This is a genomic window from Sphaerisporangium sp. NPDC004334, from assembly GCF_053602655.1.
In genome coordinates this window covers 1-23,340 of record NZ_JBSGDZ010000055.1, presented here as the reverse complement: position 1 = coordinate 23,340, position 23,340 = coordinate 1, and the positions used below count along the sequence as shown (strand labels likewise).

Genomic DNA, 23,340 nt, shown 5'->3' with positions numbered 1-23,340 from the left:
CGGATGGGCTGACCTGGCTCATGACTCCTCCTCCGGCACCACCATGGTCCCTATCCCCTCGTCCGTGAAGATCTCCAGCAGCACCGAGTGGGGCACCCGCCCGTCCAGGACGTGGGCCTGGGGCACGCCCGCGCTGACGGCGGTCAGGCAGGCTTCCATCTTCGGCACCATGCCGCTGGACAGGCCCGGCAGCAGCCCGGCCAGCTCGCCGGCCGTCAACCGGCTGATCACCTTGGCCCCGGCGCCGTCGCCCGAGGGCGGCCAGTCGGCGTACAGGCCCTCGACGTCGGTGAGGACGACGAACTTGCCCGCGTCCAGCGCGACGGCGAGCGCCGCGGCGGCGGTGTCGGCGTTGACGTTGTAGATCTCGCCGTCCTCGCCGCGGGCGATGGAGGAGACGACGGGGATGCGCCCGTCGTCGAGCAGGGCCTGGACGGCCCCGGGCTCCACCTTGACGATCTCGCCGACCTGGCCGATGTCGACCTTCTCGCCGTTGACCTCGGCGTGCTTGCGTTCGGCGGTGAACAGGTGGGCGTCCTCGCCGGACATGCCGATGGCGAAGGGCCCGTGCCGGTTGATCAGGCCCACGACGTCGCGGTTGACCTGGCCGACCAGCACCATGCGCACGACCTGCATGGCCTCGGGCGTGGTGACCCGCAGCCCGGCGGTGAAGCCGGTCTCGATGCCGAGGCGGTCGAGGTGGGCGTTGATCTGCGGGCCGCCGCCGTGCACGACGACCGGCCGCAGGCCCGCGTGGAGCAGGAACACCATGTCGTCGGCGAATCCGCGGCGCAGCGTCTCGTCGGTCATGGCGTTGCCACCGTACTTCACCACGACGGTCTGGCCGCGGAAGCGCTCCAGCCAGGGCAGGGCCTCGATGAGGACGGCGGCCTTGGCGTGCGGGCCGAGCGCGTCCCCCGCCGTGGACGGGGCCGCGGCGGGCGGGGCGGTTCCGTTCCGCCCGGCGGCCGGCGTGTCGCCGCTCATGTGGAGTACGCCGAGTTCTCGTGGACGTACTCGGCGGTGAGGTCGGTGGTGTGGACGGTGGCCGAGTGCGGCCCCGCCGACAGGTCGATGGTGATGGTCACGTCCCTCGCGCGCAGGTCGACCTTGGCGCGGTCGTCGCCCGCGGCGCCGCCCCGGCAGATCCAGATGCCGTTGATGGCGACGTTGAGCCGGTCGGGCTCGAACACGGCGTCGGTGGTGCCGACGGCGGACACGACGCGGCCCCAGTTGGGGTCCTCGCCGTGGATGGCGCACTTGAGCAGGTTGGACCTTGCCACCGCCCTGCCGACGGTGACCGCGTCGTCCTCGTGGGCGGCGCCGACGACCTCGATCGCGATGGCCTTGGTAGCGCCCTCGGCGTCGACGAGGAGCTGCCTGGCCAGGTCGGCGCACACCTCAGTGATCTTCTTCTCGAACTCGGCGGGGTCGGGGGTGACGCCTGATGCCCCGCTGGCGAGCAGCAGCACGGTGTCGTTGGTGGACATGCAGCCGTCGGTGTCGAGCCGGTCGAAGGTGACGCCGACGGCCTTGCGCAGCACCCGGTCGAGCTCGGCGGCCGGCACGTCGGCGTCGGTGGTGATGACGCTGAGCATCGTGGCCATGGCGGGGGCCAGCATGCCGGCTCCCTTGGCCATGCCGCCCACCATGTAGCCCTCGCCCCTGCGGAAGGCGATCTTGGTGACGGTGTCGGTGGTGCGGATGGCGTCGGCGGCGGCCAGGCCCCCGTCGCGGGACAGCTGGGCCGCCACCGCCTCGACCCCGGCCAGCAGCGGGTCCATGGGCAGGCGCTCGCCGATCAGGCCGGTGGAGCAGACGGCGACCTCGCCGGCCGAGTCGCCGATGACGCCGGCGACCTTCTCGGCTGTGGCGTGGGTGTCCTGGAAGCCGCCCGGGCCGGTGCAGGCGTTGGCGCCGCCGGAGTTCAGGACGACCGCCCGGACCCGGCCGCCGGTGAGGACCTGCTGGGTCCACAGCACGGGGGCGGCCTTGACGCGGTTGCGGGTGAAGACGCCGGCGGCGGCACGGGAGGGGCCGTCGTTGACGACCAGGGCCAGGTCGCGGGCGCCCTTGGCCTTCAGGCCCGCGGCGACGCCGGCGGCGCGGAAGCCGAGGGGCGCGGTGACGCTCATGACCGGCCCTCCCCCGCCTTGACCGAAGTGATCGGAGTGGTGTGACTGCGCTGGCTCACGGGGCTACTCCATTGAGGGGAAGGCCGAGTTCTTCTGCCAGGCCGAGGGCGAGGTTGGCGCTCTGGATCGCCCCGCCCGCGGTGCCCTTGGTCAGGTTGTCGATGGCGACGACGGCGACCACGCGGCCGGCCCGCTCGTCGAGGGTCACCTGGAGCGCGGCGGTGTTGGCGCCGACGGTCATGGCCGTGGCGGGCCAGACGCCCTCGGGCAGCAGGCGCAGGAAGGGCTCGTCCTTCACCGCCGCGGCGTAGGCCTCGCGCAGCGCGGCGGCGGTCAGGCCGGGAGCGGCGGGCGCGGTGCAGGTGGCGAGGATGCCGCGGCTCATCGGGGCCAGCATGGGGGTGAAGGAGACCTTCACCGGGGTGCCCGCGACCTTGGAGAGGTTCTGCTCCATCTCGGGCGTGTGGCGGTGGGCGCCGCCCACGTTGTACGCGCCGACCGAGCCCATGACCTCGCTGCCGAGCAGGTGGGTCTTGGGCGAGCGGCCGGCGCCGGAGGTGCCGCTGGCGGCGACGACCACGACGTCCGGCTCGGCGAGGCCGGCGGCGAAGGCCGGGAACAGGGCGAGGGTGGCCGCGGTCGGGTAGCACCCGGGGACGGCGACGCGCCGTGCCCCGCGCAGCAGGTCGCGCTGGCCGGGCAGCTCGGGCAGGCCGTACGGCCAGGTGCCGGCGTGCTCGCCGCCGTAGAAGCGGACCCACTCGGCCGGGTCGTCCAGCCGGAAGTCGGCGCCGCAGTCGACCACGAGGGTGTCCTCGCCGAGCTGGGCGGCGATGGCGGCGGACCGCCCGTGCGGCAGGGCCAGGAACACGACGTCGTGGCCCCGCAGCGTCTCGGCCGTCGTCTCGGCGAGGACCCGCCCGGCGAGGGCGGGCAGGTGCGGCTGATGGGCGCCCAAGGCGCCGCCCGCGCTCGAGCCGGCGGTCAGCGCGCCGATCTCGAAGGCGGGGTGGGCCGAGAGCAGGCGCAGAAGCTCGCCCCCGGCGTAGCCGCTGGCTCCGGCGACCGCCGCTTTCATCGACTCACCTCGCATGACCATGCACTGGGCCTTATGACCTTTACAAAGAAAGATTATGCACCGCTCAGCATCTTCATGCAAACCAACATCACGTGAATGACCGTGTGAGCTCGACCCCTGTTCTCCGTACCTACCGGTCGGTATCGTCACCTTCCACAACGGCAGCTACTCACCCCCGGGAGTAACCGCGCATGACTGTCACCCATGACCAGGTCCAGGCACAGCTCACCGGACCTGGCCAGTTGTTCGAGATGGAGGAGGTCGAGATACGCGGGTCGAAGCTCCGGACCTGGAAGCACGCCCCGACGACCTTCCGCGCCCTGCTGGAGAACAGCCGCTTCCACGGAGAGGCGATCTTCATCGTCTACGAGGACGAGCGCGTCAGCTACGAGGAGCACTACCGCCGGACCGCCACGCTGGCCACCCGGCTCGCCGAGGACTACGGCGTCACCAAGGGAGACCGGGTCGCCATCGCGATGCGCAACTACCCCGAGTGGGTCGTGGCCTTCTCGGCGGTCGTCGCGATCGGGGCGATAGCGGTGCCGCTGAACGCGTGGTGGACGACGCCCGAGCTGGAGTACGGCTTGTCCGACTCGGGGGCCAAGGTGTTCATCGCCGACGGCGAGCGGGCCGAGCGGCTGCGCGGGACGTCCGTCCCCATGATCGTCACCCGCGCCGCCGGGGACCTGCCGCCCGGGGCCCGCGCGTTCGCCGACGTCCTCGGCGAGGTGCGCGCGGAGGCGACCCTGCCGGCGGTCGAGCTGGACCCCGAGGATCCGGCCACCATCTTCTACACCTCCGGGACCACCGGCCACCCCAAGGGCGCGCTCGGCACCCACCGCAACGCCGCCCAGTCGCCGATGACCGTCGCCTACGCGCTGCTGCGCAGCATCGCCCTGGCCGGCAAGGACCCCTCGACGGCGGTGGGCACCCGGCGCATAACGCTGCTGACCGTGCCCCTGTTCCACGTCACCGGCTGCTTCGCGGTGATGACGGCCACCATGTTCACCGGCGGCGGCCTGGTGCTGATGTACAAGTGGGACCCCGGGCAGGCGCTCCAGTTGATCGAGCGCGAGAAGGTCACCATCATGACGGGCGTCCCGACCAACGCCTGGCAGCTGCTGTCGCACCCCGACCTCGGCAAGTACGACATCTCAAGCCTCGGCGGGGTCAGCTACGGCGGCGCGCCGGCCCCGCCCAAGCTGCTGGAGCGCATCGGCGACCAGCTTCCCCAGCGGCAGGCGTCCAACGGGTACGGGATGACCGAGACCACCGCGCTGGCGATCTACAACAGCGGGCCCACCTACCTGGCCAAGCCCGACAGCATCGGCCTGCCCCTGGCCGTGTGCGACGTGCGCGTGTCCGACCCGCTCGGCAACGAGCTGCCCCCCGGCGAGGTCGGCGAGCTGTGCATGCGCGGCCCCAACGTCATCGCGGGCTACTGGAACCGCCCCGAGGCCACCGCCCAGACCTTCGTGGAGGGCTGGCTGCACACCGGCGACCTGGCCAGGCTCGACGAGGATGGCTTCGTCTACATCGTCGACCGGGCCAAGGACATGGTCATCAGGGGCGGCGAGAACGTCTACTGCGCCGAGGTCGAGGCGGCCATGTTCGAGCACCCCGCCGTGGACGACGCCGCCGTGATCGGCATCCCGGACGACGAGCTCGGCGAGCAGGTCGGCGCCGTCGTGCGCCTGAAGCCCGGCATGTCGGCCACCGCAGAGGAGCTGCGGGAGTTCCTGACCGGCGTCCTCGCACCGTTCAAGATCCCCGTGCGGTTCTGGTTCCGCGAGACCGAACTCCCCCGCAACCCCGGCGGCAAGATCCTCAAGACCCACCTGCGCCGGGAGACCCTCGGCCTGTGAACGCCCCGACGGCCGCGCGGCGCCCCTGCCAGGCCCCGGGAACCGTGGGCCTCGGGGGCGCCACCTGAGATCATCGACCGGAAGGCCGGTGGACGAGGGGAGGACCGCGGGTGAGCGTCGCCGAGGGCGTGCGGTTCGGAGTGCTTGGATCGCTCAGGGCCGAGGTGGGCGCGCGGCCCGCGGGCCTTGGAGGGCCGCGGCAGCGGGCCGTGCTGGCGATGCTGCTGATCGCGCGCGGCCGCATCGTCCCGGCCGAGCGGATCCTGTCGGAGGTGTGGGAGGGGTCGCGGCCCGCCTCGCCGACGACGCTCCACGGGTACGTCGCCGATCTGCGCAGGGCGCTGGAGCCGGAACGGCCGCCCGGTGCCCCGGCCCGGCTGCTGGTGCGCGAAGGCCCCGGATACGCCCTGCGCGCGGCGCCCGCCGCGATCGACGCCGAGCGCTTCACCGACCTGGCCGTCCGCGGCCGGCGCGCACTGGAGGACGGCGATCACGGGCGCGCCGCCGACCTCCTCGGCCAGGCCCTCGCGCTGTGGCGGGGGCCGGCCTACGCCGACTTCGACGGGGCCGCCTTCGCGGCGCCCGACGCCGCCCGGCTGGAGGACCTGCGGACCGCGGTGCGCGAGGACCGCCTGTCCGCCGTCATCGCCTCGGGACGGCACGCCGCCGCCGTGGGCGAGCTGGAGGCGCTGGTCGCCGAGCAACCACTGCGCGAACGCGGCTGGGAACTGCTGGCCCTGGCCCTGTACCGGTCCGGACGGCAGGCCGACGCGCTCGCCGCGTTACGCACCGTCCGCAGAAGGCTGGCCGACGAGCTCGGCGCCGACCCCGGACGCGGGCTGCGCGAACTGGAGGCGGCCGTGCTCGCCCAGGACCCCCGCCTGACCCCGGCGCCCGCGGAACCCGGCCGGGGGCCCTCCCCTGCGCCGCCGCCCGGGGAACCGGCGCCGTCCCCGGGCAACCTGCCCTTCGCCCTGTCCAGCTTCGTCGGCCGCGACGGGGACCTGACCGCCGTCGCGCGCCTGCTGGAGGCGCACCGGCTGGTCACGCTCACCGGCCCCGGCGGCGTCGGCAAGACCCGCCTGGCCCTGGAGGTCGCCCGCGCCCGCACGGACACCGACGGGCCCTGGCTGGTGGAGATCGCGGGCCTGCACACACCCGACCTGCTCACCGCCACCATCGCCGCCGCTATGGGACTGCCCGCCGCCGCCTCCGCCGACCAGCTGGCCGGGATGCTCGCCGGCCGCGAGCTGGTGATCGTCCTGGACAACTGCGAGCACCTGCTGGCCCCCGCCGCCATGCTCGTGCACACCCTGCTGGCCCGCTGCGGCGGCGTGCGGATCCTGGCCACCAGCCGCGAACCCCTGGGCATCACCGGCGAGGCCGTCTACGAGGTGCCGCCGCTGCCCGCCGCGACCGAGGCCGCGGAGCTGTTCGCGCGCCGCGCGGCGGCGGCCCAGCCCGGCTGGGCGCCCGAGCCGGGCGGCCAGGAGCGCGTCGCCGCCCTGTGCGCCGGGCTCGACGGCATCCCGCTGGCCATCGAACTCGCCGCCGCCCAGTGCCGGACGCTGTCGGTCGGCCAGATCGCCGACGCCCTCGAAGATCGCTTCACCCTGCTGGTGGGCGGGCCCGCCGGCCGGCCGGACCGCCATCGGACCCTGCTCGGCACCGTCGCCTGGAGCGACCAGCTCCTGTCGCCGGAGGAACGGCTGCTGTTCCACCGGCTCGGCGTGCTCCGCGCCGGCTTCGACCTGGAGACGGCCGCCGCCGTGACGGGGGTCGCCCCCGTACTGGCCCCGCTGTCGGCGCTGGTCCGCAAGTCGCTGGTCACCGCCGAGCCCGGCACGGCGCCGCGCCGCTACCGCATGCTGGAGACGCTGCGCCAGTACGCCCTTGGCGCGCTGTCCCCCGAGGAACTGGCGCGGGCGCGGGAACGGCACCGCGCCTGGGCGCTGACCAGGGCAGAGAGCGCCGAACGCCATCTGCGCGGCCCGCAGGGGGCGGCGCTGCTGGAAGGGCTGACCCGCGACCAGCCGGAGTTCCGCGCCGCGTTCGCCTCCGCGCTCACCGAGGGCGACGGCGACTACGTCCTGCGGCTGGGCGGCGCGCTGTTCTGGTTCTGGTTCCGCATGGGCCACGTCGCGGAAGGGCTGGCCTGGCTGTCGGAGGGCTTCGCCGCGGCCCCGGGAGCCGGTGCCGGCACCCGGGCGCGTGCCAGGTTCGCCGTCGCGGCGCTGCGCTACCTGGCCGGACGGCCGGCGCAGGCGTACGAGGCGGCCCGCACGGCCGTCGAGGAGGCCCGCGAGGCCGGCGACCGGGCGACCGAGGCGAGCGCGACGGGCTACGCGGCCTACCTGGGCCTGCTGGCCGGGGCGCCGGTCGACGCGCCGGCCCTCGCCCGCGCGGCCGTCGAGATCGCCCGCGGCACCGCGCAGGGCTGGCTGGAGGCCGAGACGCTCATGATCCAGGGCATGGCGCTGCGGATCCTCGCCGACCTGCCCGGCGCCGGCGCCGCCTTCCGGGAGGCGATCGCCGCCGCCCACTCCAGCGGCCACGACTGGGCCGCCGACGGGGCCGCCTGGTGCGACATGAAGACCGCCTGCGATCGCGGGGAGGGCGCCCGCGCGCTGGCCGTCGCCGGCGACATCCTCGCCGCGATGGACCGTTACGGCGACATCTCCTTCTGGCTGGTCACCGTGCACAGCGCGGCCCGCGCCCTCGTGCTCACCGGGAGGGCGGAGCAGGCGGCCACGCTGATGGGCGCCGTGGAGGCCATCGGCGAGCGGGCCGGCGTCTCCCCTGAGCTGATGGACCCGCTGGACGGGCCCCGCGAGGCCGCCGCCGTGCGAGAAGCGCTGCCGCCGGAGGAGTACGAGCGCCACGCGGCCAGGGGACGCGCCCTGTCCCGGCAGGAGGCGAGCGCCCTGCTGGCCGGGCTGATCGCCCGGGACTGACCTTCGGCCGGGCCCGGCGTCCGCCGGTGGTGAAGCCCGTTCCCAGTGGCCGCCAAGCGGCCGCGCGCATCCTCGTCGCCATGAGCGCAGTGCCGCCCTGGCCGGGCGGCCCGGACAACGAGGTGAATCGTGATCAAGACGATGAGGCGCAGCGCGGCGGTGGCCGCGATCGGCCTGGGGCTGCTGGCGGGCCTGGGCATGACGGCCGCCCACGCCGCCACCGGAGACCCGTCCCAGTGGGGCGTGAGCGGAGACCCCTCTCAGTGGGGCGTGACCGGGGACCCGTCCAGTGGGGCGTGACCGGAGACCCGTCCCAGTGGGGCGTGACCGGAGACCCGTCCCAGTGGGGCTGATCCGAGGAGGGGGTGAGCGGACCATGGCGGACACCGGACACCGCCCCACCGGGCACGCCGTCGTCATCGGCGCGGGCATCGGCCGTCCCGCCCGTCGACCCGGAGGGGTATCACGCCTTCGCCGCCCGGCTTCCGGTCCCCGACCTGCACCACCTCCTGCTGCGCCTGGAACCGCTCGGGGCGCCGCGCCTGATGCGCATCCCGGTGAGCATCCGCCGCCGCTACGAACGGCTCGGCCGCTTCCCCGAGGGCTACCTGGTGGTCGGCGACGCGCTGTGCCAGTTCAACCCCAGCTACGGGCAGGGGATGACCGTGGCCGCCTGCGAGGCCGTCGCCCTGCGCGAGTGCCTGGCCGGCGGGCTGGACGGCCTGGCCCGCCGCTTCTTCGGGCGCGCCGCACGGATCATCGACGTGCCCTGGGACATGTCGGTCGGCGGCGACCTGCGGTTCCCGTCCGTCGAGGGCCCGCGGTCCCCGCGGGTGAGGCTGCTCAACGGCTACCTCACACGGCTCCACGCCGCCGCGGAGGCCGACCCGGTGGTCGGCAACGCCTTCCTGAGCGTCGCCAACCTCCAGGCGCCGCCGCAGCGCCTGCTGTCGCCGGGGATCCTCGCCCGGGTGCTCCGGCCCCGTTCCCGCCGCGGATCTCCGGCCCTCCCCGAGCCGGAGATCCGGGCGCAGGAGCCCGCCGGCCGGTGACACCCCGGGATCGTGGCGGCGGACCGCTGGAGGGAACGGTCCACGATCCCCTTTTTGTGCCGCTTTCCTTGGGTTACCCTCGCATCGATCTACGTTGTGCGAGGGGGGCCGATGGGCCGGGTCGACGCCGATGCCGCGCGGTTCGGGGTGCTCGGCCCGCTTCGGGCCGAGCTGGGCGGACGTCCGGTCGGCCTGGGCGGGCTGCGGCAGCGCGCGGTCCTCGCCGTGCTGCTGATCGCCCGGGGCAGGATGGTGTCGGCCGAGCGGCTCATGTCCGACGCGTGGGAGGGGTCCCCGCCGCCGTCGCCGGCGACCCTGCACGTGTACATCTCCCAGTTGCGCAGGGCGCTGGAGCCGGAGCGCGCGGCCCGCGCCCCGGCCGGGCTCCTGGTGCGCGAGGGGCCCGGGTACGCGCTGCGGGCCGACCCGGCCGCGGTCGACGCCGAGCGCTTCGCCGACCTGGCCGTGGCCGGGCGGCACGCCCTGGACGGCGGCAGGCCGGAACAGGCCGAGGAATTGCTGACCGAGGCGCTGGACCTATGGCGTGGACCGGCCTACGCCGACTTCGACGGGGCCGGATTCGCGGTGTCGGAGGCGGCCCGGCTGGAGGGGCTGCGCGCCGCCGCGTACGAGGACCGGCTGGCCGCCGCCATCCGGCTCGGCCGGCACGCCGCCGCGGTCGGCGAGCTGGAGGCCCTGGTGGCCGAGCAGCCGCTGCGGGAACGCGGCTGGGAACTGCTCACCCTGGCGCTGTACCGGTCGGGCCGGCGGGCCGAGGCCGCCGCGGCGCTGCGCGCCGTACGGGAACGGCTCGCCGACGAGCTCGGCATCGACCCCGGCCCCGCGCTGCGCGACCTTGCGGCCGCGGTGCTCGCCCAGGACCCGCGGCTCGACCCGCCGCCCGCGCTCACCACCGGCGCCCGCCCCGGCGGCGCGCCCCGTTCCCAGGCCCCCGCCGGCTCTCCCGCCGCCGCGCCGGCCGGCCTGGCGGCCAGGCCCGCGCCCGCGGGGAACCTGCCCTTCGCGCTGTCGAGCTTCGTCGGGCGCACGGCCGACCTCGCCGCCGTCGGCGGCCTGCTCACCGAGTACCGGCTGGTCACCCTCACCGGCCCCGGCGGGGTGGGCAAGTCGCGCCTCGCGCTGGAGGCGGCCAGGGCCCGTACCGACGACGACGGCCCCTGGCTGGTGGAGCTGGCCGGCCTCACCTCGCCCGAACTGCTCCCCGCCACCATCGCGGCCTGCCTGGGCATCCCGGGGGTGGCCACGGCCGAGGCGCTGGCGGCCGTGCTCGCCGGACGCCGGCTGCTGCTGGTGCTCGACAACTGCGAACACCTGCTGGAGGCCGTCGCCGCCCTCGCCGGCGCGCTGTTGGGCCGCTGCGGGGCCCTGCGGGTGCTGGCCACCAGCCGCGAGGCGCTGGGCGTGGAGGGCGAGGCGGTCTACGAGGTCCTGCCGCTCGACCCCGCCGGGGACGCCACCGAGCTGTTCCGGCGGCGGGCCGCCGCGGCGCTGCCCGCGTGGTCGCCCGACCCGGGCGACCTGGACCGCATCCCGGGGCTGTGCGCCGGGCTGGACGGCATCCCGCTGGCCATCGAACTGGCCGCCGCGCAGTGCCGGATGCTCTCCATCGGCCAGATCGCCGAGGCCCTGGAGAACCGCTTCGACGTGCTGGTGGACGGCCCGATCGACCTGCCGGCGCGGCACCGCGCGCTGGAGGCCACCGTCGCCTGGAGCCACCATCTGCTCGACCCCGCGGAGCGGCGGCTCTTCCACCGGCTGAGCGTGTTCGCCGCCGGGTTCGACCTCGACGCCGCCGCCGCGGTCGCAGGCCAGACCCCCGTCCTGCCCGCCCTGTCGGCGCTGGTGCGCAAGTCGCTGATCGCCGTCGAGCCGGGCACCGCGCCACGCCGCTACCGGATGCTGGAGACGCTGCGCCAGTACGCGCTGCGGGAACTGGACCCCCACGACCTCGCCGGGACACAGCGGCGTCACCGGGCTTGGGCCCTGACCCAGGCCGAGAGCGCCGAGCGCAGGCTGCACGGCCCGCAGGCCGCCGAGCTGCTGGCCCGCCTGACCCGCGAGCAGCCGGAGTTCCGCGCCGCCTTCGCCTCCGCGCTGGCCGACGGGGACGGCGACTACGCGCTGCGGCTCGGCGGAGCGCTGTACTGGTTCTGGTACCGCATGGGTCACATCGCCGAGGGCCTGTCCTGGATGTCCGACGCGTTCGCCGCCGCGCCGGACGCCGGACCGGAGGTCCGCGGACGGGCCCGGCTCGCCGTGAGCGGGCTCAGCTACCTGGCCGGCAGGCCGGCGGAGGCGTACGAGGAGGTGCTGACGGCCGAACGGGAGGGCCGGGAGGCCGGGGATCTGGTGGTCCAGGCGTCCGCGCGGGTCTACCAGACGCATTTCGGCGTGCTCGCCGGGATCCCGATCGACGCCCCCGCGCTCGCCGCCGACGCCGTCGGCCTCGCCCGGCGCGCCGGAGAGGAGTGGCTGGTGGCCGAGGCCCTCATGGTGCAGGGCACGCTCGCCCGCGTCATGGGAGACCGCCCGGCCGCCGAGGCCGTCCTGGCCGAGGCCGTCGCGACCGCCGAGTCCTGCGGCCACGACTGGGCGGCGGGCTCCGCCGCGTGGGCCGCCATGAAGACCGCCTGCGACGGCGGCGACGGCCGGCGCGCGCTCGGCATCGCCGCGGGCATCCTGGACGCCCTCGACCGCCACGACGACGTCACCTCCCGGCTCGTCCTGATCCACACCGTCGCCCACGCCCTCACGCTGAGCGGACGCGCCGGCCAGGCGGCCGTGCTGATGGGCGGAGTGGAGGCCGTCGGCCGCCGGGTCGGCTTCTCTCCCGAACTCATGGACCCGTTCGACGGCCCGAGAGAGGCCGCCGCCGTCCGCGAAGCGCTCCCGCCGGCGGAGTACGAACGCCTCGCGGCCCAGGGACGCGAACTGTCCCTGCCGGAACTGACCACCTTCATGATCGGCCTGCTCGACAACCGACCACCCTCATGATCGGCCTTCTCGACGCACGGTGACCCACCCCGCCACGCCCGGCCCCGACGCCCGCACCCCGCCGACGCGGCCCCGGCCCCCTTCGGTTCAGGTACTCAGACAGGATGGGTACGCCTACTCAGGCGTCCGGCCGGCCGGTGTCAGACCCTGAACGGCATGAAGAAACCACTCCAGCCCGCCATGACCGGCGCCTACTTCGCCCAGTGCGTCATCTCCTTCGCCGTGGCGCTCGGCAGCGTGGCGCTCGGCATCGTCTTCCTGCCGATCGATCCTTGGATTCGCGCGTTCCTCGCGATCGCCGTGCTGTACACGGTGACCACGGCCTTCGGACTGGCCAAGTGCGTGCGCGACCGGCAGGAACTCGACAGCATGTCCAGCCGCGTCGACCAGGCACGCCTGGACAAACTGCTCTCCGAGCACGACCCGTACAAGGTCGACACGCCGTGAGCCGCCGCTCCGGCCGCGCTATATCCCGTCCAGTCCCGCTATATCCCGTCCAGTCCCCGCTCGATCGCGTAACGGACGAGCTCGACCCGGTTGTGGAGCTGGAGCTTGTTCAAGGTGTTCTGCACGTGGTTCTGCACGGTCCGGTGGCTGAGCACCAGCCGTTCGGCGATCTGCCGGTAGGACAGGCCCTTGGCGACCAGGCGCAGCACCTCGGTCTCCCGATCGGTGAGGCGCGGCCCGGCGTCCGAAGGCCTCTGCGTGGCCAGGCGGCGATACTCGCCGAGCACCAGCCCTGCCAGGCCAGGGGTGAAGACCGGTTCCCCGCCGGCCGTGCGCCGGACGGCGCCGAGGAACTCCTCCCGGCTCGCCGACTTGACCAGGTATCCGCAGGCTCCGGCCTTGACCGCCTCGAGCACGTCCTCATGCTCGGCGCTCGCCGACAGCACCAGGACGCGGGGCGCGGGATCGGACGCGGCCAGCCCTCTGGCCACCTCGACACCGGACAGGTCGGGAAGCCGCAGGTCGAGGATCACCACATCGGGGCGCAGGGCGGCGGCGACGCGGAGCGCCTGGCGGCCCTCGCCCACGGTCGCCACCACCTGGTACCCGGCGTTCTCCAGGTCACGGGCGACCGCGTCCCGCCACATCGGGTGGTCGTCCACCACCATCACCCGCAGAGCGCTGGTCATGCCGCAACTGTAGACCGGCCCGCGTTCCCGCCCAGGATGTGCGCGCCCGCTCGTGGGCGGCGGTCCGGGCGGGAACGGGGATCACCAGCTCGACCTCGGTTCCCTGGCCCGGCACGGACGTGAGACCGACACTGCCGCCGAGGCCGGCGATCCGGCCCCGGATGGACTGCGCGACGCCGAGCCTGCCCTCCGCCTCCGCCTCCGAAAGGCGTCCCTCGGGGATGCCGGGGCCCTCGTCGCGCACCGTGATGGTCATCGAGACGCCGTCGTTCTCGGCGAAGACCCAGGCCCTCGCCTCCTCGCCGCAGTGCCACCGGACGTTGTCGAGCGCCGCCCCCACGGCCGCGACGACTTCGTGAGCGTGACCGGCGGGAAGCGGCAGAGGGGTCGCGGGTGTCGACACGGTGACCACCGCCGAGGTGTACCGGCGTAACCGAGCCCCCACATCGACCAGGCCCGCACCGTCCTGCTCCCCCATGCCCGGACCGCTGCGGATCAGCTCGCGCACCGCCGCTTCCTGCTCTCCGGCCAGCCGCCCCAGTTCGGCGGCCTCCCCGCCGATCTCCAGCCCGCGGCGTCGCACCAGCGCCAGTACCTGGAGCACGGAGTCATGGATGCCGCGAGCGAGCCGCTCGCGCTCCCGGCCGGCCGCCTCGATCTCGGCGGCGCGTTGCAGCCGTTCCTCCGCCTGTCTGGTGAGCCGCGCCACGTGGCCGACGACGGTTCCGGCGAGGATCAGCAGCACGGATCCGTTGATCGGTACGGAGAGAGCGAATCGGTCCGCATCGCGCAGCCACAGGTCGCCGAGCGCCAGCACGATCGCCGCCACCGCGCCCGCCCGCCGCCCGCCGTACACGGCCCAGGCGAGAACGGGCCCACCGATCCAGGTCGCCGTCACCGGCATCACACCCGCCGGTCCGGCGTCAGACCCCTGGACGTACGGCGAAGCCAGCATGCAGCCGAGCGTGACGAGCACGTCCAGCACCAGCAGGGGGCGGCTTCTCGCGGAGGAGTACGCGATCGTGGTGGCCGCGGTCCATACCGCCATCACGCCGAGGACGGCCCAGCCGGCGAGGGGGCGCTGGTAGCCGCCGGCGCTCGCCAGCAACACCGCGGCGTAGCCGAGAGAGGCGATGCGGTACACCGCGATGGCCCGCCAGAACGACCCCTCGATCTCCATGCGGCCCCATCACGCTCGATCGGCGCTGTCCCCGGTGAGCCGACTATATGACGGCCCGGATGCCCTCTCATCGCCCGAGCTCTAACGGGCACCGCTCCCGGACGGGGGCGCGGGTTCGGCCGCCGGACGTCCTTCGGGTGCCCGGAACGCGTGCCCGTGGGTGCGGCGGCCCCGGCGCGCGGAAAACCGGTTGCCCGGGAGCGTCGGGGGCCTTCAGACTTGCCGCCTGTGTCGACGAGTCCCGCCCGATCGCTGAAGACCCTGCTGCTGCGGCTGCGCATGGACCTCAGCCCATTACGCGACTCGCGGGATTTCCGGCTGCTGTTCGGCTCCAGCCTGGTCACGATGTTCGGCAGCCTGATGACCATGGTGGCCGTGCCCTTCCAGATGAAGCAGCTCACCGGCTCCTACGTCGCGGTGGGCCTGGTCGGCCTGGTGGAGTTCGCGCCGATGGTGGTGTGCGGGCTGTGGGGCGGCGCGATCGCCGACGCGCTCGACCGGCGCAAGATCGTCATTCTGTCCGAGGTCGGCCTCTGCCTGACCTCGGTGCTGCTGCTGCTGAACGCCGTGCTGTTCCCCGCCCCGGCCCAGGTGCCCGTGCTGTACGTCGTCGCCGCGCTGTCGGCCGGCCTGTCCAGCCTCCGCGGGCCCAGCGAGCAGGCGATCATCAACCGGGTCCTCAAACTCGACCAGATGGGCGCCGCGTTCGCCATCCAGGGCCTGGCGCGCAACGCGGGCATGATCGTCGGCCCGGCCGCCGGCGGCCTCATCGTCGTCACCCTCGGCCCGGCCACCTCCTACGGCATCGACATCGCGTCCTTCCTGCTGTCGCTGCTGCTCCTCGTGCGCGTGCGCCCCGTTCCCCGCACCGGTGACCACACCCCGGCCTCGCTGCGCTCGCTGGCCGAGGGCGTGCGCTACGCCGTCCGCCGCCCCGACCTGATGGGCACCTACCTGGTCGACATCGCCGCCATGGTGTTCGCCTTCTCCAACGCGCTCTTCCCGTTCCTCGCCGACCAGCTCCACGAGCCCAGGGCGCTCGGCCTGCTGTACGCGGCGGGCGGCATCGGCTCGGTGATCGCCTCGGCCACCTCCGGCTGGACCGCCCACGTCCACCGCCACGGCCGTGCGGTGATCACCTCGGCCGCGCTATGGGGCGCCGGCGTCGCCCTCGCCTCGATCATGCCCAACATCTGGCTCGTGGCCGCCCTACTGGCCTTCGCCGGAGCCGCTGACATGATCAGCGGCGTCTTCCGCGGCATCATCTGGAACCAGACGATCCCCGACGAGTACCGCGGCCGGCTGGCCGGCATCGAGTTGCTGTCCTACTCCACCGGCCCCATGCTCGGCGACGCCCGCGCCGGCTTCCTCGCCCAAGCCGGCGGCGCCCGCTTCTCCCTCGGCATCGGCGGCCTGCTCTGCATGGCCGCCGTCGCCGCCATGGCCGCCGCACTCCCCCGATTCAGGCGCTACGACGCCCGCACCGACGAACACGCCCTCGCCGAACGCACCCGTCGCGAGGCGGCCGTCACGACCTGACCAAAGCACCGGGGATCAGGGAAGCCACTCGCTACGGACCGCAGGCTCACTAGGAGTCGGCATTCTCGATGCGTACATGGCCTTTGACGCTAACGTCTTAGCCGCAGCCTGACTTACGTATAAGCGCGGACGGGGTGCGCCGCCATTAAGAGAGGCAGGTCAAGACCAGTGCGCATGGGATCGAGTTCCTTATCCTTGCTTGCTGCCGCAACCCTCCTCACAGCACTGATGGGGTGCGGACAGGCGAATGACGTAGCGGTCGGCGACCATCTGAGGGATCCGCGCCATATAGCGACGAACAGTGACTTCGGCGGGCCGAAATTCTTCATCGCCAATCGCTCCGGAAGCGCAGTCGCCATATATGACTCCGCCACCGGCAGGCGACTAGATCAAACAACTGCACCCAAAGGCATGGAGATAGACCAGATCTCGAGTGTCACAGATGAAAGCTTCGTCTTCTCCGCGGTGGACAAGATTAGGGCTCCTCACCTCTATCGCGCCGTCCTGACATCGGCCGGATCGGTCTCGCACGTCATGCGGCTACCTCTGCCCACTGGCATCACTCCCGCGAACGTTGCCCTAGCGATATCCCGGTCCGGATCAAAGCTCGCCTATGTCGGCGGCTTCGCAGGCGACGGTTCCGCTGGGACACATCTGACCGTCAGAGACCTGTCCAACACCGGGGTCCACAAGTTCACTCTGCAGCGGAAGACGCATTCTTGGATATCGAACGTCTCCTGGGCATCAGACGAAGACCACCTTGCCATGACCGTGCTCTCCCCGTGCAAGAACTCGCCGCCGGACGGAGAGGCTTGCACGGGCGATGTGAGCGTGCGAGTGCTTGACAGCACCAGCACTGACCTGGATATATCCAATGCTCCGGAAGTGGCCAGAAACCCCGCATGGGGAACTGCCACTCAAAATCCCCTCAGGTCATACGTGAGTGGGCCTGCGGTTCTCAGTTCGAACGGATCCGCCGCCTATGTCCCTCTATCGATAAGAGAGAAAGACGGGCACCGCGCCACCCTGGTACAAGAAATCAGCTCCACAAGCGGTAAGCCGATTCGAGAGCTGGGCCGCCGACCGGCCGGCGATGATTGGATTCTATCCTTGGCCATAGACGAGTCCGGCCGATATCTCATCGCCCGATTCCCCACGAGGCTGCAGCGTATCCGCTTGAGCGACGGCGTCCATTCCCATACTTCTTTGGAAGAGACAGACATCTCCCAGGTTGCCTGGTAGAGCCGCCAAGCCATTGCTCCCTCGCCGAACGCACCCGCCGCGAGCAACCCGCCACCACGTGACCGCGCCGATCGGAACTAACGGTCTTCGAGCCAGAACTGCAGCTTGAACAGGACCGGACCGCCCACGGGCCGGGGAAATCCCGGCGGCGGGTCGGTGTTGGGATACCTCGCCAGCACGCGCGTCCGCCAAGTCGTCTCCTTGTGGGGGAGAACGAACTCGGTGTGGTACTCGGCCTCGGCGAAGGCGGGCACCACGGTGATCGCCGCGATCCGCCCTGAGGCCAGGTAAAAATCCCCTTCCCAGGTGTAGGTCCAACCCTGTTCCGCCAGGGGAGGACCGCTCCAGAGTTCATACCTGAAATAGGACAGAGATTCTGAGTCGGTTTGGAAGGTGACACCGTTCGGACAGATGTCCATCCAGTCACCATCGACAGGACGACCGGTATCCCAGATGGTCAAGTCACCGGGGTAGGCGCCCTCCTCCACTCCCATATCGCCGATCCCGAAGATCTGCCTGATTCCTCCGGGCTCGGAGAACTCCTTGACGAGTTCTGCCATGCGCATGCCTTCCTATGATTCAGAACGCAGGTTGCGTTCGCCTGAGCCTGGTTGGCGGGCCGATCAGCGGTCTCTTCGGGATTGTTCGCCCCCGGGACGCGGTACCGTGCCGTTGCCGCCGTTGCTCAGCGCCGCCTTGCTGTGATCGTAGAACTCGTTGAGCCTGACGCCGGTACGACGCCCGCACCGACGAACACGCCCTCGCCGAACGCACCCGCCGCCAGCAACCCGCCACCACCTGACCAAAGCACCGGGGATCAGAGAAGCCACTTGCTACGGTGGGAAGCATGAAGGTCCAGGTCCGGAGCGAAATGATGACGAATTCGGAGCTACCCGACTGGTTGATCCCTCCCCCTGAGGGGTTCCACGCCGAGGACCTCGATACCTTCCGGATTTGCCTGCGCACACCGAGTTGATCGATGGAAGCTTGGTGCTCGTGAGCCCGCAGGAAGACTTCCACACTCTGATGCTGTCTCTGCTGGAGAACGACTTGCGCCGCACGGTTCCCGGCGATCTGCGCGTGCGTCGGGAGATGAGTGTGATCCTGGGCCCGCGGCAGCGCCCCGAGCCGGACGTCATCGTCTTCCACGCCACGGGCCTGCGTGGCCCCGACGCCACGGCTTACCGAGCCGAAGATCTGGTGCTCGCGGTCGAGGTGGTGTCCCCCGAGTCGGAGGAGCGCGACCGCAAACGCAAGCCGTCGCTGTACGCCGGGGCGGGCATCCCTCACTTCTGGTTGGTCGAGAGCTCCGAGTGGACTCCCTACGGTGAACGTCTACGAATTGGATCCGACCACGGGCAGCTACGTCCTGTCCGGCACCCACCAAGAACGACTTCGGCTCACGACACCGTTCGCCATCGACATCGACCTGACCGAGATCGACAGGCTCTGACGACCTTCGGCGGGTAAGGCCCGGAGCCGCTTGCCGGGTCCGGGCCTCGGGGTGGGGGGGCACAGCTCGTGGCCGCGTGAGTGCGTGCACAGGCGGTACGCACGGATGTCATAAGTGGCTGACGAACTCCCGGACGACGCGGGCGAGCCACCAGAGGCTGAAAGCGGTCGCCCAGGCGGTGAACTTCACGATCTCGAACGCGGTGCGGAGCCGCCAGTAGCGGGCTGCCCGCCGGTCCCGGCCGGCCACTCCGTCCTCGCGGCCCCTGCTGACGGCGGCATGCTTCGTCATCGTCCTTCTCCCTCGCTCCCGGCCTTGGTGGCGGCCGGACGGCCCGCGCCGAGCGCTCTCGACGCGGAACCAGGAGAACGCCCGGTGCGCGATGTCCGGGAGATGCCTGGACAGAACAGGGACGGTCTGCGACAGAACGCGGTCACCTTGGGACGCGATGCCACCATTCCCGGACATTCGGCTGCGACGGCACCATCACGGACCGTACGCTCTGGGACACTGTCGGACGATTTGGAACGAGGCGATGAAGGCGTGAAGGTGCCGCCGAACACCCAGGACATGGATCTGGCCGCGGTCGCCACCGGACGCCAACTCCAGGATCTGCTCCAGTTGCTGTACGTCCGGGCCGGGCACCCCTCCTATCGAACGCTGGAGACGCGCGCCAGGAGTGCGGGGATGGTCCTGTCCAAGACCCGGGCCGGGGAGATCGTCAACGGCGTCCGGCTGCCCTCCCGTGACGCCTTGACCGCGCTCGTGCACGCGTGCGGTGTCCCCGCCGAGGACGTGGAGCCGTGGGTGCGCGCCTGGGAACGGATCGCCGCCAGTGGCGGCTACCGGCCTGGTGGGGTCGTGGCCTCCACTCCCGAGAACGAGCGGCTCCGCGAACACCTCCGCGCCCAACTTCGCGATGAGTTGCGCGCGGAGGCCGAGCAGATCGTCGCCGAGGCCTGGGCCGAGGCGGCCGCGATCCTCGCCAACGCCCGGACGGAGGCCGAAACCATCCTTGTCCAGGCTCGAACGGGGGCCGACCTGACCCTCGTACAGGCTCGGGCGGAGGCCGACGACCTCGTGAGACGAGCCGGTGTCGGAGCCCACCCCCAGCGCGTCTCACCCGCTCCTGTCCGCACAGTGAGAGCACCGATGCCGGTACCCGACGACGACGACTTCGATGTCCCCGAATTCATGCGTCGATAAGGGACCGCTGTGCCTGGCCGCATGCGCGGGCCGCGTCGATGGCGTCGGTGGCGGGCTCGGGTGATTATCACATCGGCCATTGATCCGGTGTTGGTGCGAGCGTATGGTCCTCCCAAACATTCGAGTACGCCTCATGTTTTGGGGGTTCTCACATGCACGTACGCCTCCGGCGGATGATCACGGCGGCCTCCGCGCTCGCGATCCTCACGCTGGCATCCCCCGTCGTGCCCGCATCGGCGGCCGTCTACACCGCCGACGACTACTGTCTCGGCCAGTGCGCCGACGTGCTGCCGCCCGGCCAGAACGGCAACGCGACCCTGGTGGAGATCCTCGCCAACCAGTCGCTCGGCACCATGCCGCGGCACTCGGGCGACCAGCTCGGCAAGTACGCCGGCCTGATCTCCGGCTACACCGGCCTGACCGAGGACCAGATCGCCGCCTTCTTCAACGACGCCTCCTTCGGGGTGCCGGCCGGGCAGGTGGAGAGCACGACCAGCCCCCGGGCGGACGTGACCATCGTCCGGGACAAGGCCACCGGTGTCCCGCACATCACCGGGACCACCCGGGAGGGCACCATGTTCGGCGCCGGGTACGCCGGCGCGCAGGACCGCCTCTGGCTGATGGACCTCATGCGCCATGTCGGCCGCGGCGAGCTGACCCCGTTCGCCGGCGGAGCGCCGGGCAACCGGGCCCTGGAGCAGAGCGTCTGGCGCAACTCCCCCTACACCGAGGCCGACCTGCAGACGCAGATCACCCTGTTGCGGGACTCCGGGCCCCGCGGCGCCCAGCTGTACGCCGACGTGCAGAACTACGTGAGCGGCATCAACGCCTACATCGACCACTGCATGGCCGGCCGTGACTGCCCCGGCGAGTACGTCCTGACCGGCCACCTGGACGCGATCACCAACGCCGGCGGCCCGCAGGACTTCACCATGACCGACCTGATCGCGGTCTCAGGGGTGATCGGCGGGCTGTTCGGCGGGGGCGGCGGCGCGGAGATGCAGTCGGCCCTGGTGCGCGTGGCGGCCCGCGCCAAGTACGGCACGGCGGCCGGCGACCAGGCATGGGCGGCGTTCCGGGCGCAGAACGACCCAGAGGCCACCTTGACCCTGCACAACGGCCAGAGCTTCCCGTTCGGGGCCGCGCCCGGCGCCACCGGGGTCGTGCTGCCCGACGCCGCCACGACGGCGCCGGTGGACATCACCCAGAACGAGTCCGGGTCGGCCACCACCTCGGCGACCACATCGGCCGCCGCCAAGGGGGTGCTTCCCGGCCTGTCGGTGGACAACTCCAAGCCCGGCATGTCGAACGCCGTCGTGGTGTCGGCGGCCGAGTCCGCCTCCGGGCACCCGATCGCGGTGTTCGGCCCGCAGACCGGCTACTTCGCGCCGCAGTTGCTCATGCTGCAGGAGCTGTCGGGGCCGGGCATCCGCTCGCGCGGGGTGGCCTTCGCGGGGCTCAACCTGTACGTGCTGCTCGGCAGGGGTACCGACTACGCCTGGAGCGCGACCTCGGCCGGGGAGGACATCACCGACACCTACGCGCTGCAGTTGTGCAACCCTTCTGGCGGAGCGGTGACCACGGCCTCCAGCTACTACCTCTACCGCGGCGCCTGCACGGCCATGGAGACGCTCAAGAAGACCAACTCCTGGAAGCCGAACGTCGCCGACACCACCTCCGCCGGGTCCTACGACCTGGTCATCCAGCGCACCAAGTACGGGCTGGTGACCTGGCGCGGCACCGTCGGCGGGCAGCCCACGGCCTTCACCACGCTGCGCTCGACCTACCAGCACGAGGCCGACTCCGCGGTCGGTTTCGCGCTGTTCAACGACCCGGCCCAGATGGGGAACGCCGCCGCCTTCGCCGCCTCGGCGTCGGAGATCGGCTTCGCGTTCAACTGGTTCTACGTCAACTCCGCCGAGGCCGCGTACTTCATGTCGGGCGACGTCCCGGTCAGGGCGGCGGGCTCCGACCCCAACCTGCCGATGACCGCCGACGCCGCCCACGAGTGGGCCGGCTACGACCCCGCCACCAACAGCGCGACCTACCTGCCGGCCTCCGCCCACCCGCAGACGGCCGGCCAGGACTACCTGGTGAGCTGGAACAACAAGCAGGCCAAGGACTTCGGCGCGGCCGACGGCAACTTCAGCTTCGGGCCGGTGCACCGGGTGGACCTGCTGGACCGGCCGGTGAAGGCCGCGCTCGCAGGCGCGGGCAAACTCGACCGGGCCGGCACCGTGAAGATCATGGCAGACGCGGCGGTCACCGACCTGCGCGGCAAGGAGGTACTGCCCGACCTGCTGCGGGTGATCAACAGCGGGACGGTGTCCGACCCGGCGCTGGCCTCGGCGGTGTCGAAGCTGTCGGCGTGGGCCTCAGGCGGCGCCAAGAGGGTCGAGACCTCGCCCGGGAGCAGGACCTACACGCACGCCGACGCCATCCGGGCCTTCGACGCCTGGTGGCCCAAGCTGGTCAGGGCCGAGTTCCGGCCGGGGCTGGGCGACGGGCTGTACCAGTCGCTGGTCAACGCCCTGCAGATCAACGAGTCGCCCTCCGGGCACCAGCAGGGTGACCTGTCGAGCTTCCCTGCCTCGGCCAACGAGGCCCAGACCCACAAGGGTTCGGCCTTCCAGTACGGCTGGTGGGGCTACGTCGGCAAGGACGTCCGGTCGGTGCTCGGCGACCCGGTCGCCGGACCGCTGCCCGCCAAGTACTGCGGGGACGGCACGGTGGCGGGCTGCCGCGCCGTTCTGCTGGACAGCCTGTCGGCGGCGCTCGCCGAACCGGCGGCGACGACCTACCCGGCCGACGACGCCTGCTCGGCGGGCGACCAGTGGTGCGCGGACGCCATCCGCCACTCGCCGCTCGGCGGGATCAAGCAGTCGCTGATCTCCTGGCAGAACCGGCCGACCTACCAGCAGGTCGTGTCCTTCCCCGCCCGCCGCGGCGACCCCATCGCCAACCTGGCGGCCGGCGCGAGCGCCACTGCCTCCAGCACGCAGATCCTGCCCCCGTACCCGGCGGGCAGGGCCGTGGACGGCGACCCCACCACCCGGTGGGCCAGCGCCTCCAGCGACGACCAGTGGCTGCGGGTCGATCTCGGGTCCGCCAGGACCGTGGCCCGGGTGGTGCTGCGCTGGGAGGCGGCCTACGGGAAGGCGTACGAGATCCAGACCTCTCCGGACGGGTCGTCGTGGACCACGGTGTACTCCACGACCACCGGCGACGGCGGCGTGGACAACGTGACCTTCGGCCCGGCCTCCGCGCGCTATGTCCGCATGCACGGCATCACCCGCGGCACCGGCTATGGCTACTCGCTGTACGAGATGGAGGTCTACTCCCGGTGACCGCCCCGTGCAGCGGGTGGGAACGATCAGGGGGCGGAGTGGACGGCCGTCCCCCGCCGCCCCGGGGGGCGGGGGCGGCGGGGGGCCGGGGCGGGAGGGGGTGGGCCCCCGGCCCCGGGGTGGGGTCAGCGGTTCGGT

17 protein-coding genes are annotated in these 23,340 nt (G+C 72.3%); 10 read left to right on the top strand and 7 right to left on the bottom strand.

Features of this window, described 5'->3' with window-relative positions:
- Positions 1-18 precede the first annotated feature (18 nt).
- From argB to argC, 3 genes are read right to left on the bottom strand one after another with little or no spacing between them, the layout of a single operon-like run.
- A complete protein-coding gene (gene argB / locus ACWEN6_RS39600; RefSeq protein WP_452577228.1) occupies positions 19-987 on the bottom strand; it encodes an acetylglutamate kinase in 969 nt (322 codons plus the stop codon).
- The gene (argJ, locus tag ACWEN6_RS39595) at positions 984-2,135 is read right to left on the bottom strand and encodes a bifunctional glutamate N-acetyltransferase/amino-acid acetyltransferase ArgJ (RefSeq protein ID WP_354847950.1); all 1,152 of its coding nucleotides are present in this window, start codon (positions 2,133-2,135) and stop codon (positions 984-986) included. The genes argB and argJ overlap by 4 nt, the downstream gene beginning before the upstream one ends.
- A 55-nt stretch (positions 2,136-2,190) precedes the next feature.
- Complete coding sequence (argC, locus tag ACWEN6_RS39590) at positions 2,191-3,213, bottom strand: N-acetyl-gamma-glutamyl-phosphate reductase (protein ID WP_452577226.1); 1,023 nt, start codon at positions 3,211-3,213, stop codon at positions 2,191-2,193.
- A 191-nt stretch (positions 3,214-3,404) separates the two neighbouring features.
- On the opposite strand from argC, the gene ACWEN6_RS39585 reads away from it, so the two are divergent.
- From ACWEN6_RS39585 to ACWEN6_RS39560, 6 genes are all read left to right on the top strand, one after another.
- Positions 3,405-5,078 (top strand): class I adenylate-forming enzyme family protein, encoded by a 1,674-nt coding sequence (locus ACWEN6_RS39585; protein WP_452577224.1) that lies wholly within the window; start codon positions 3,405-3,407, stop codon positions 5,076-5,078.
- A 110-nt stretch (positions 5,079-5,188) separates the two neighbouring features.
- Positions 5,189-8,032, top strand: coding sequence for an AfsR/SARP family transcriptional regulator (locus ACWEN6_RS39580; protein WP_452577222.1), 2,844 nt, complete (start codon positions 5,189-5,191; stop codon positions 8,030-8,032).
- A gap of 129 nt (positions 8,033-8,161) precedes the next feature.
- The gene (locus ACWEN6_RS39575; RefSeq protein WP_452577220.1) at positions 8,162-8,332 is read left to right on the top strand and encodes a hypothetical protein; all 171 of its coding nucleotides are present in this window, start codon (positions 8,162-8,164) and stop codon (positions 8,330-8,332) included.
- Positions 8,333-8,397: 65 nt separating this feature from the next.
- Positions 8,398-9,084: a hypothetical protein gene (locus ACWEN6_RS39570; RefSeq protein ID WP_452577219.1), complete on the top strand. Its 687-nt coding sequence runs from the start codon at positions 8,398-8,400 to the stop codon at positions 9,082-9,084.
- A 111-nt stretch (positions 9,085-9,195) separates the two neighbouring features.
- Positions 9,196-12,099 carry an AfsR/SARP family transcriptional regulator gene (locus ACWEN6_RS39565; RefSeq protein ID WP_452577217.1) on the top strand — a complete coding sequence of 968 codons (2,904 nt, stop codon included), beginning with the start codon at positions 9,196-9,198 and terminating at the stop codon, positions 12,097-12,099.
- A gap of 156 nt (positions 12,100-12,255) precedes the next feature.
- Positions 12,256-12,546 carry a YiaA/YiaB family inner membrane protein gene (locus ACWEN6_RS39560; RefSeq protein WP_452577215.1) on the top strand — a complete coding sequence of 97 codons (291 nt, stop codon included), beginning with the start codon at positions 12,256-12,258 and terminating at the stop codon, positions 12,544-12,546.
- 38 nt (positions 12,547-12,584) lie between these two features.
- Here the strand turns inward: ACWEN6_RS39560 and ACWEN6_RS39555 are convergent, their stop codons facing one another.
- Positions 12,585-13,235 carry a response regulator gene (locus tag ACWEN6_RS39555; protein WP_452577213.1) on the bottom strand — a complete coding sequence of 217 codons (651 nt, stop codon included), beginning with the start codon at positions 13,233-13,235 and terminating at the stop codon, positions 12,585-12,587.
- Positions 13,168-14,415: a MacS family sensor histidine kinase gene (gene macS / locus ACWEN6_RS39550; RefSeq protein WP_452577211.1), complete on the bottom strand. Its 1,248-nt coding sequence runs from the start codon at positions 14,413-14,415 to the stop codon at positions 13,168-13,170. The genes ACWEN6_RS39555 and macS overlap by 68 nt, the downstream gene beginning before the upstream one ends.
- A gap of 228 nt (positions 14,416-14,643) precedes the next feature.
- Between macS and ACWEN6_RS39545 the strand changes: the two genes are divergently transcribed.
- Positions 14,644-15,954 carry an MFS transporter gene (locus ACWEN6_RS39545; RefSeq protein WP_452577210.1) on the top strand — a complete coding sequence of 437 codons (1,311 nt, stop codon included), beginning with the start codon at positions 14,644-14,646 and terminating at the stop codon, positions 15,952-15,954.
- Between the two features lie 1,319 nt (positions 15,955-17,273).
- Here the strand turns inward: ACWEN6_RS39545 and ACWEN6_RS39540 are convergent.
- Positions 17,274-17,756, bottom strand: coding sequence for a hypothetical protein (locus tag ACWEN6_RS39540; protein WP_452577208.1), 483 nt, complete (start codon positions 17,754-17,756; stop codon positions 17,274-17,276).
- A gap of 430 nt (positions 17,757-18,186) precedes the next feature.
- Between ACWEN6_RS39540 and ACWEN6_RS39535 the strand changes: the two genes are divergently transcribed.
- On the top strand, positions 18,187-18,666 hold the full coding sequence (locus ACWEN6_RS39535; protein ID WP_452577233.1) for a Uma2 family endonuclease: 480 nt from the start codon (positions 18,187-18,189) through the stop codon (positions 18,664-18,666).
- Between the two features lie 91 nt (positions 18,667-18,757).
- Here the strand turns inward: ACWEN6_RS39535 and ACWEN6_RS39530 are convergent, their stop codons facing one another.
- A complete protein-coding gene (locus ACWEN6_RS39530) occupies positions 18,758-18,940 on the bottom strand; it encodes a hypothetical protein (protein WP_452577206.1) in 183 nt (60 codons plus the stop codon).
- Positions 18,941-19,192: 252 nt separating this feature from the next.
- Here ACWEN6_RS39530 and ACWEN6_RS39525 point away from each other — a divergent pair, with 252 nt between their 5' ends.
- Both ACWEN6_RS39525 and ACWEN6_RS39520 read left to right on the top strand, forming a co-directional pair.
- Complete coding sequence (locus tag ACWEN6_RS39525) at positions 19,193-19,855, top strand: hypothetical protein (RefSeq protein WP_452577204.1); 663 nt, start codon at positions 19,193-19,195, stop codon at positions 19,853-19,855.
- A gap of 152 nt (positions 19,856-20,007) precedes the next feature.
- Positions 20,008-23,202: a penicillin acylase family protein gene (locus ACWEN6_RS39520; protein WP_452577202.1), complete on the top strand. Its 3,195-nt coding sequence runs from the start codon at positions 20,008-20,010 to the stop codon at positions 23,200-23,202.
- Positions 23,203-23,340: the final 138 nt, after the last annotated feature.

What these genes read in the sequence shown, in the direction of transcription:
- argB (WP_452577228.1), bottom strand. Translation starts at nt 987, where the DNA reads ATGAGCGGCGACACGCCGGCCGCCGGGCGGAACGGAACCGCCCCGCCC.
- argJ (WP_354847950.1), bottom strand. Translation starts at nt 2,135, where the DNA reads ATGAGCGTCACCGCGCCCCTCGGCTTCCGCGCCGCCGGCGTCGCCGCG.
- argC (WP_452577226.1), bottom strand. Translation starts at nt 3,213, where the DNA reads ATGAAAGCGGCGGTCGCCGGAGCCAGCGGCTACGCCGGGGGCGAGCTT.
- ACWEN6_RS39585 (WP_452577224.1), top strand. Translation starts at nt 3,405, where the DNA reads ATGACTGTCACCCATGACCAGGTCCAGGCACAGCTCACCGGACCTGGC.
- ACWEN6_RS39565 (WP_452577217.1), top strand. Translation starts at nt 9,196, where the DNA reads ATGGGCCGGGTCGACGCCGATGCCGCGCGGTTCGGGGTGCTCGGCCCG.
- ACWEN6_RS39560 (WP_452577215.1), top strand. Translation starts at nt 12,256, where the DNA reads ATGAAGAAACCACTCCAGCCCGCCATGACCGGCGCCTACTTCGCCCAG.
- ACWEN6_RS39555 (WP_452577213.1), bottom strand. Translation starts at nt 13,235, where the DNA reads ATGACCAGCGCTCTGCGGGTGATGGTGGTGGACGACCACCCGATGTGG.
- macS (WP_452577211.1), bottom strand. Translation starts at nt 14,415, where the DNA reads ATGGAGATCGAGGGGTCGTTCTGGCGGGCCATCGCGGTGTACCGCATC.
- ACWEN6_RS39540 (WP_452577208.1), bottom strand. Translation starts at nt 17,756, where the DNA reads ATGGCAGAACTCGTCAAGGAGTTCTCCGAGCCCGGAGGAATCAGGCAG.
- ACWEN6_RS39530 (WP_452577206.1), bottom strand. Translation starts at nt 18,940, where the DNA reads ATGACGAAGCATGCCGCCGTCAGCAGGGGCCGCGAGGACGGAGTGGCC.
- ACWEN6_RS39520 (WP_452577202.1), top strand. Translation starts at nt 20,008, where the DNA reads ATGCACGTACGCCTCCGGCGGATGATCACGGCGGCCTCCGCGCTCGCG.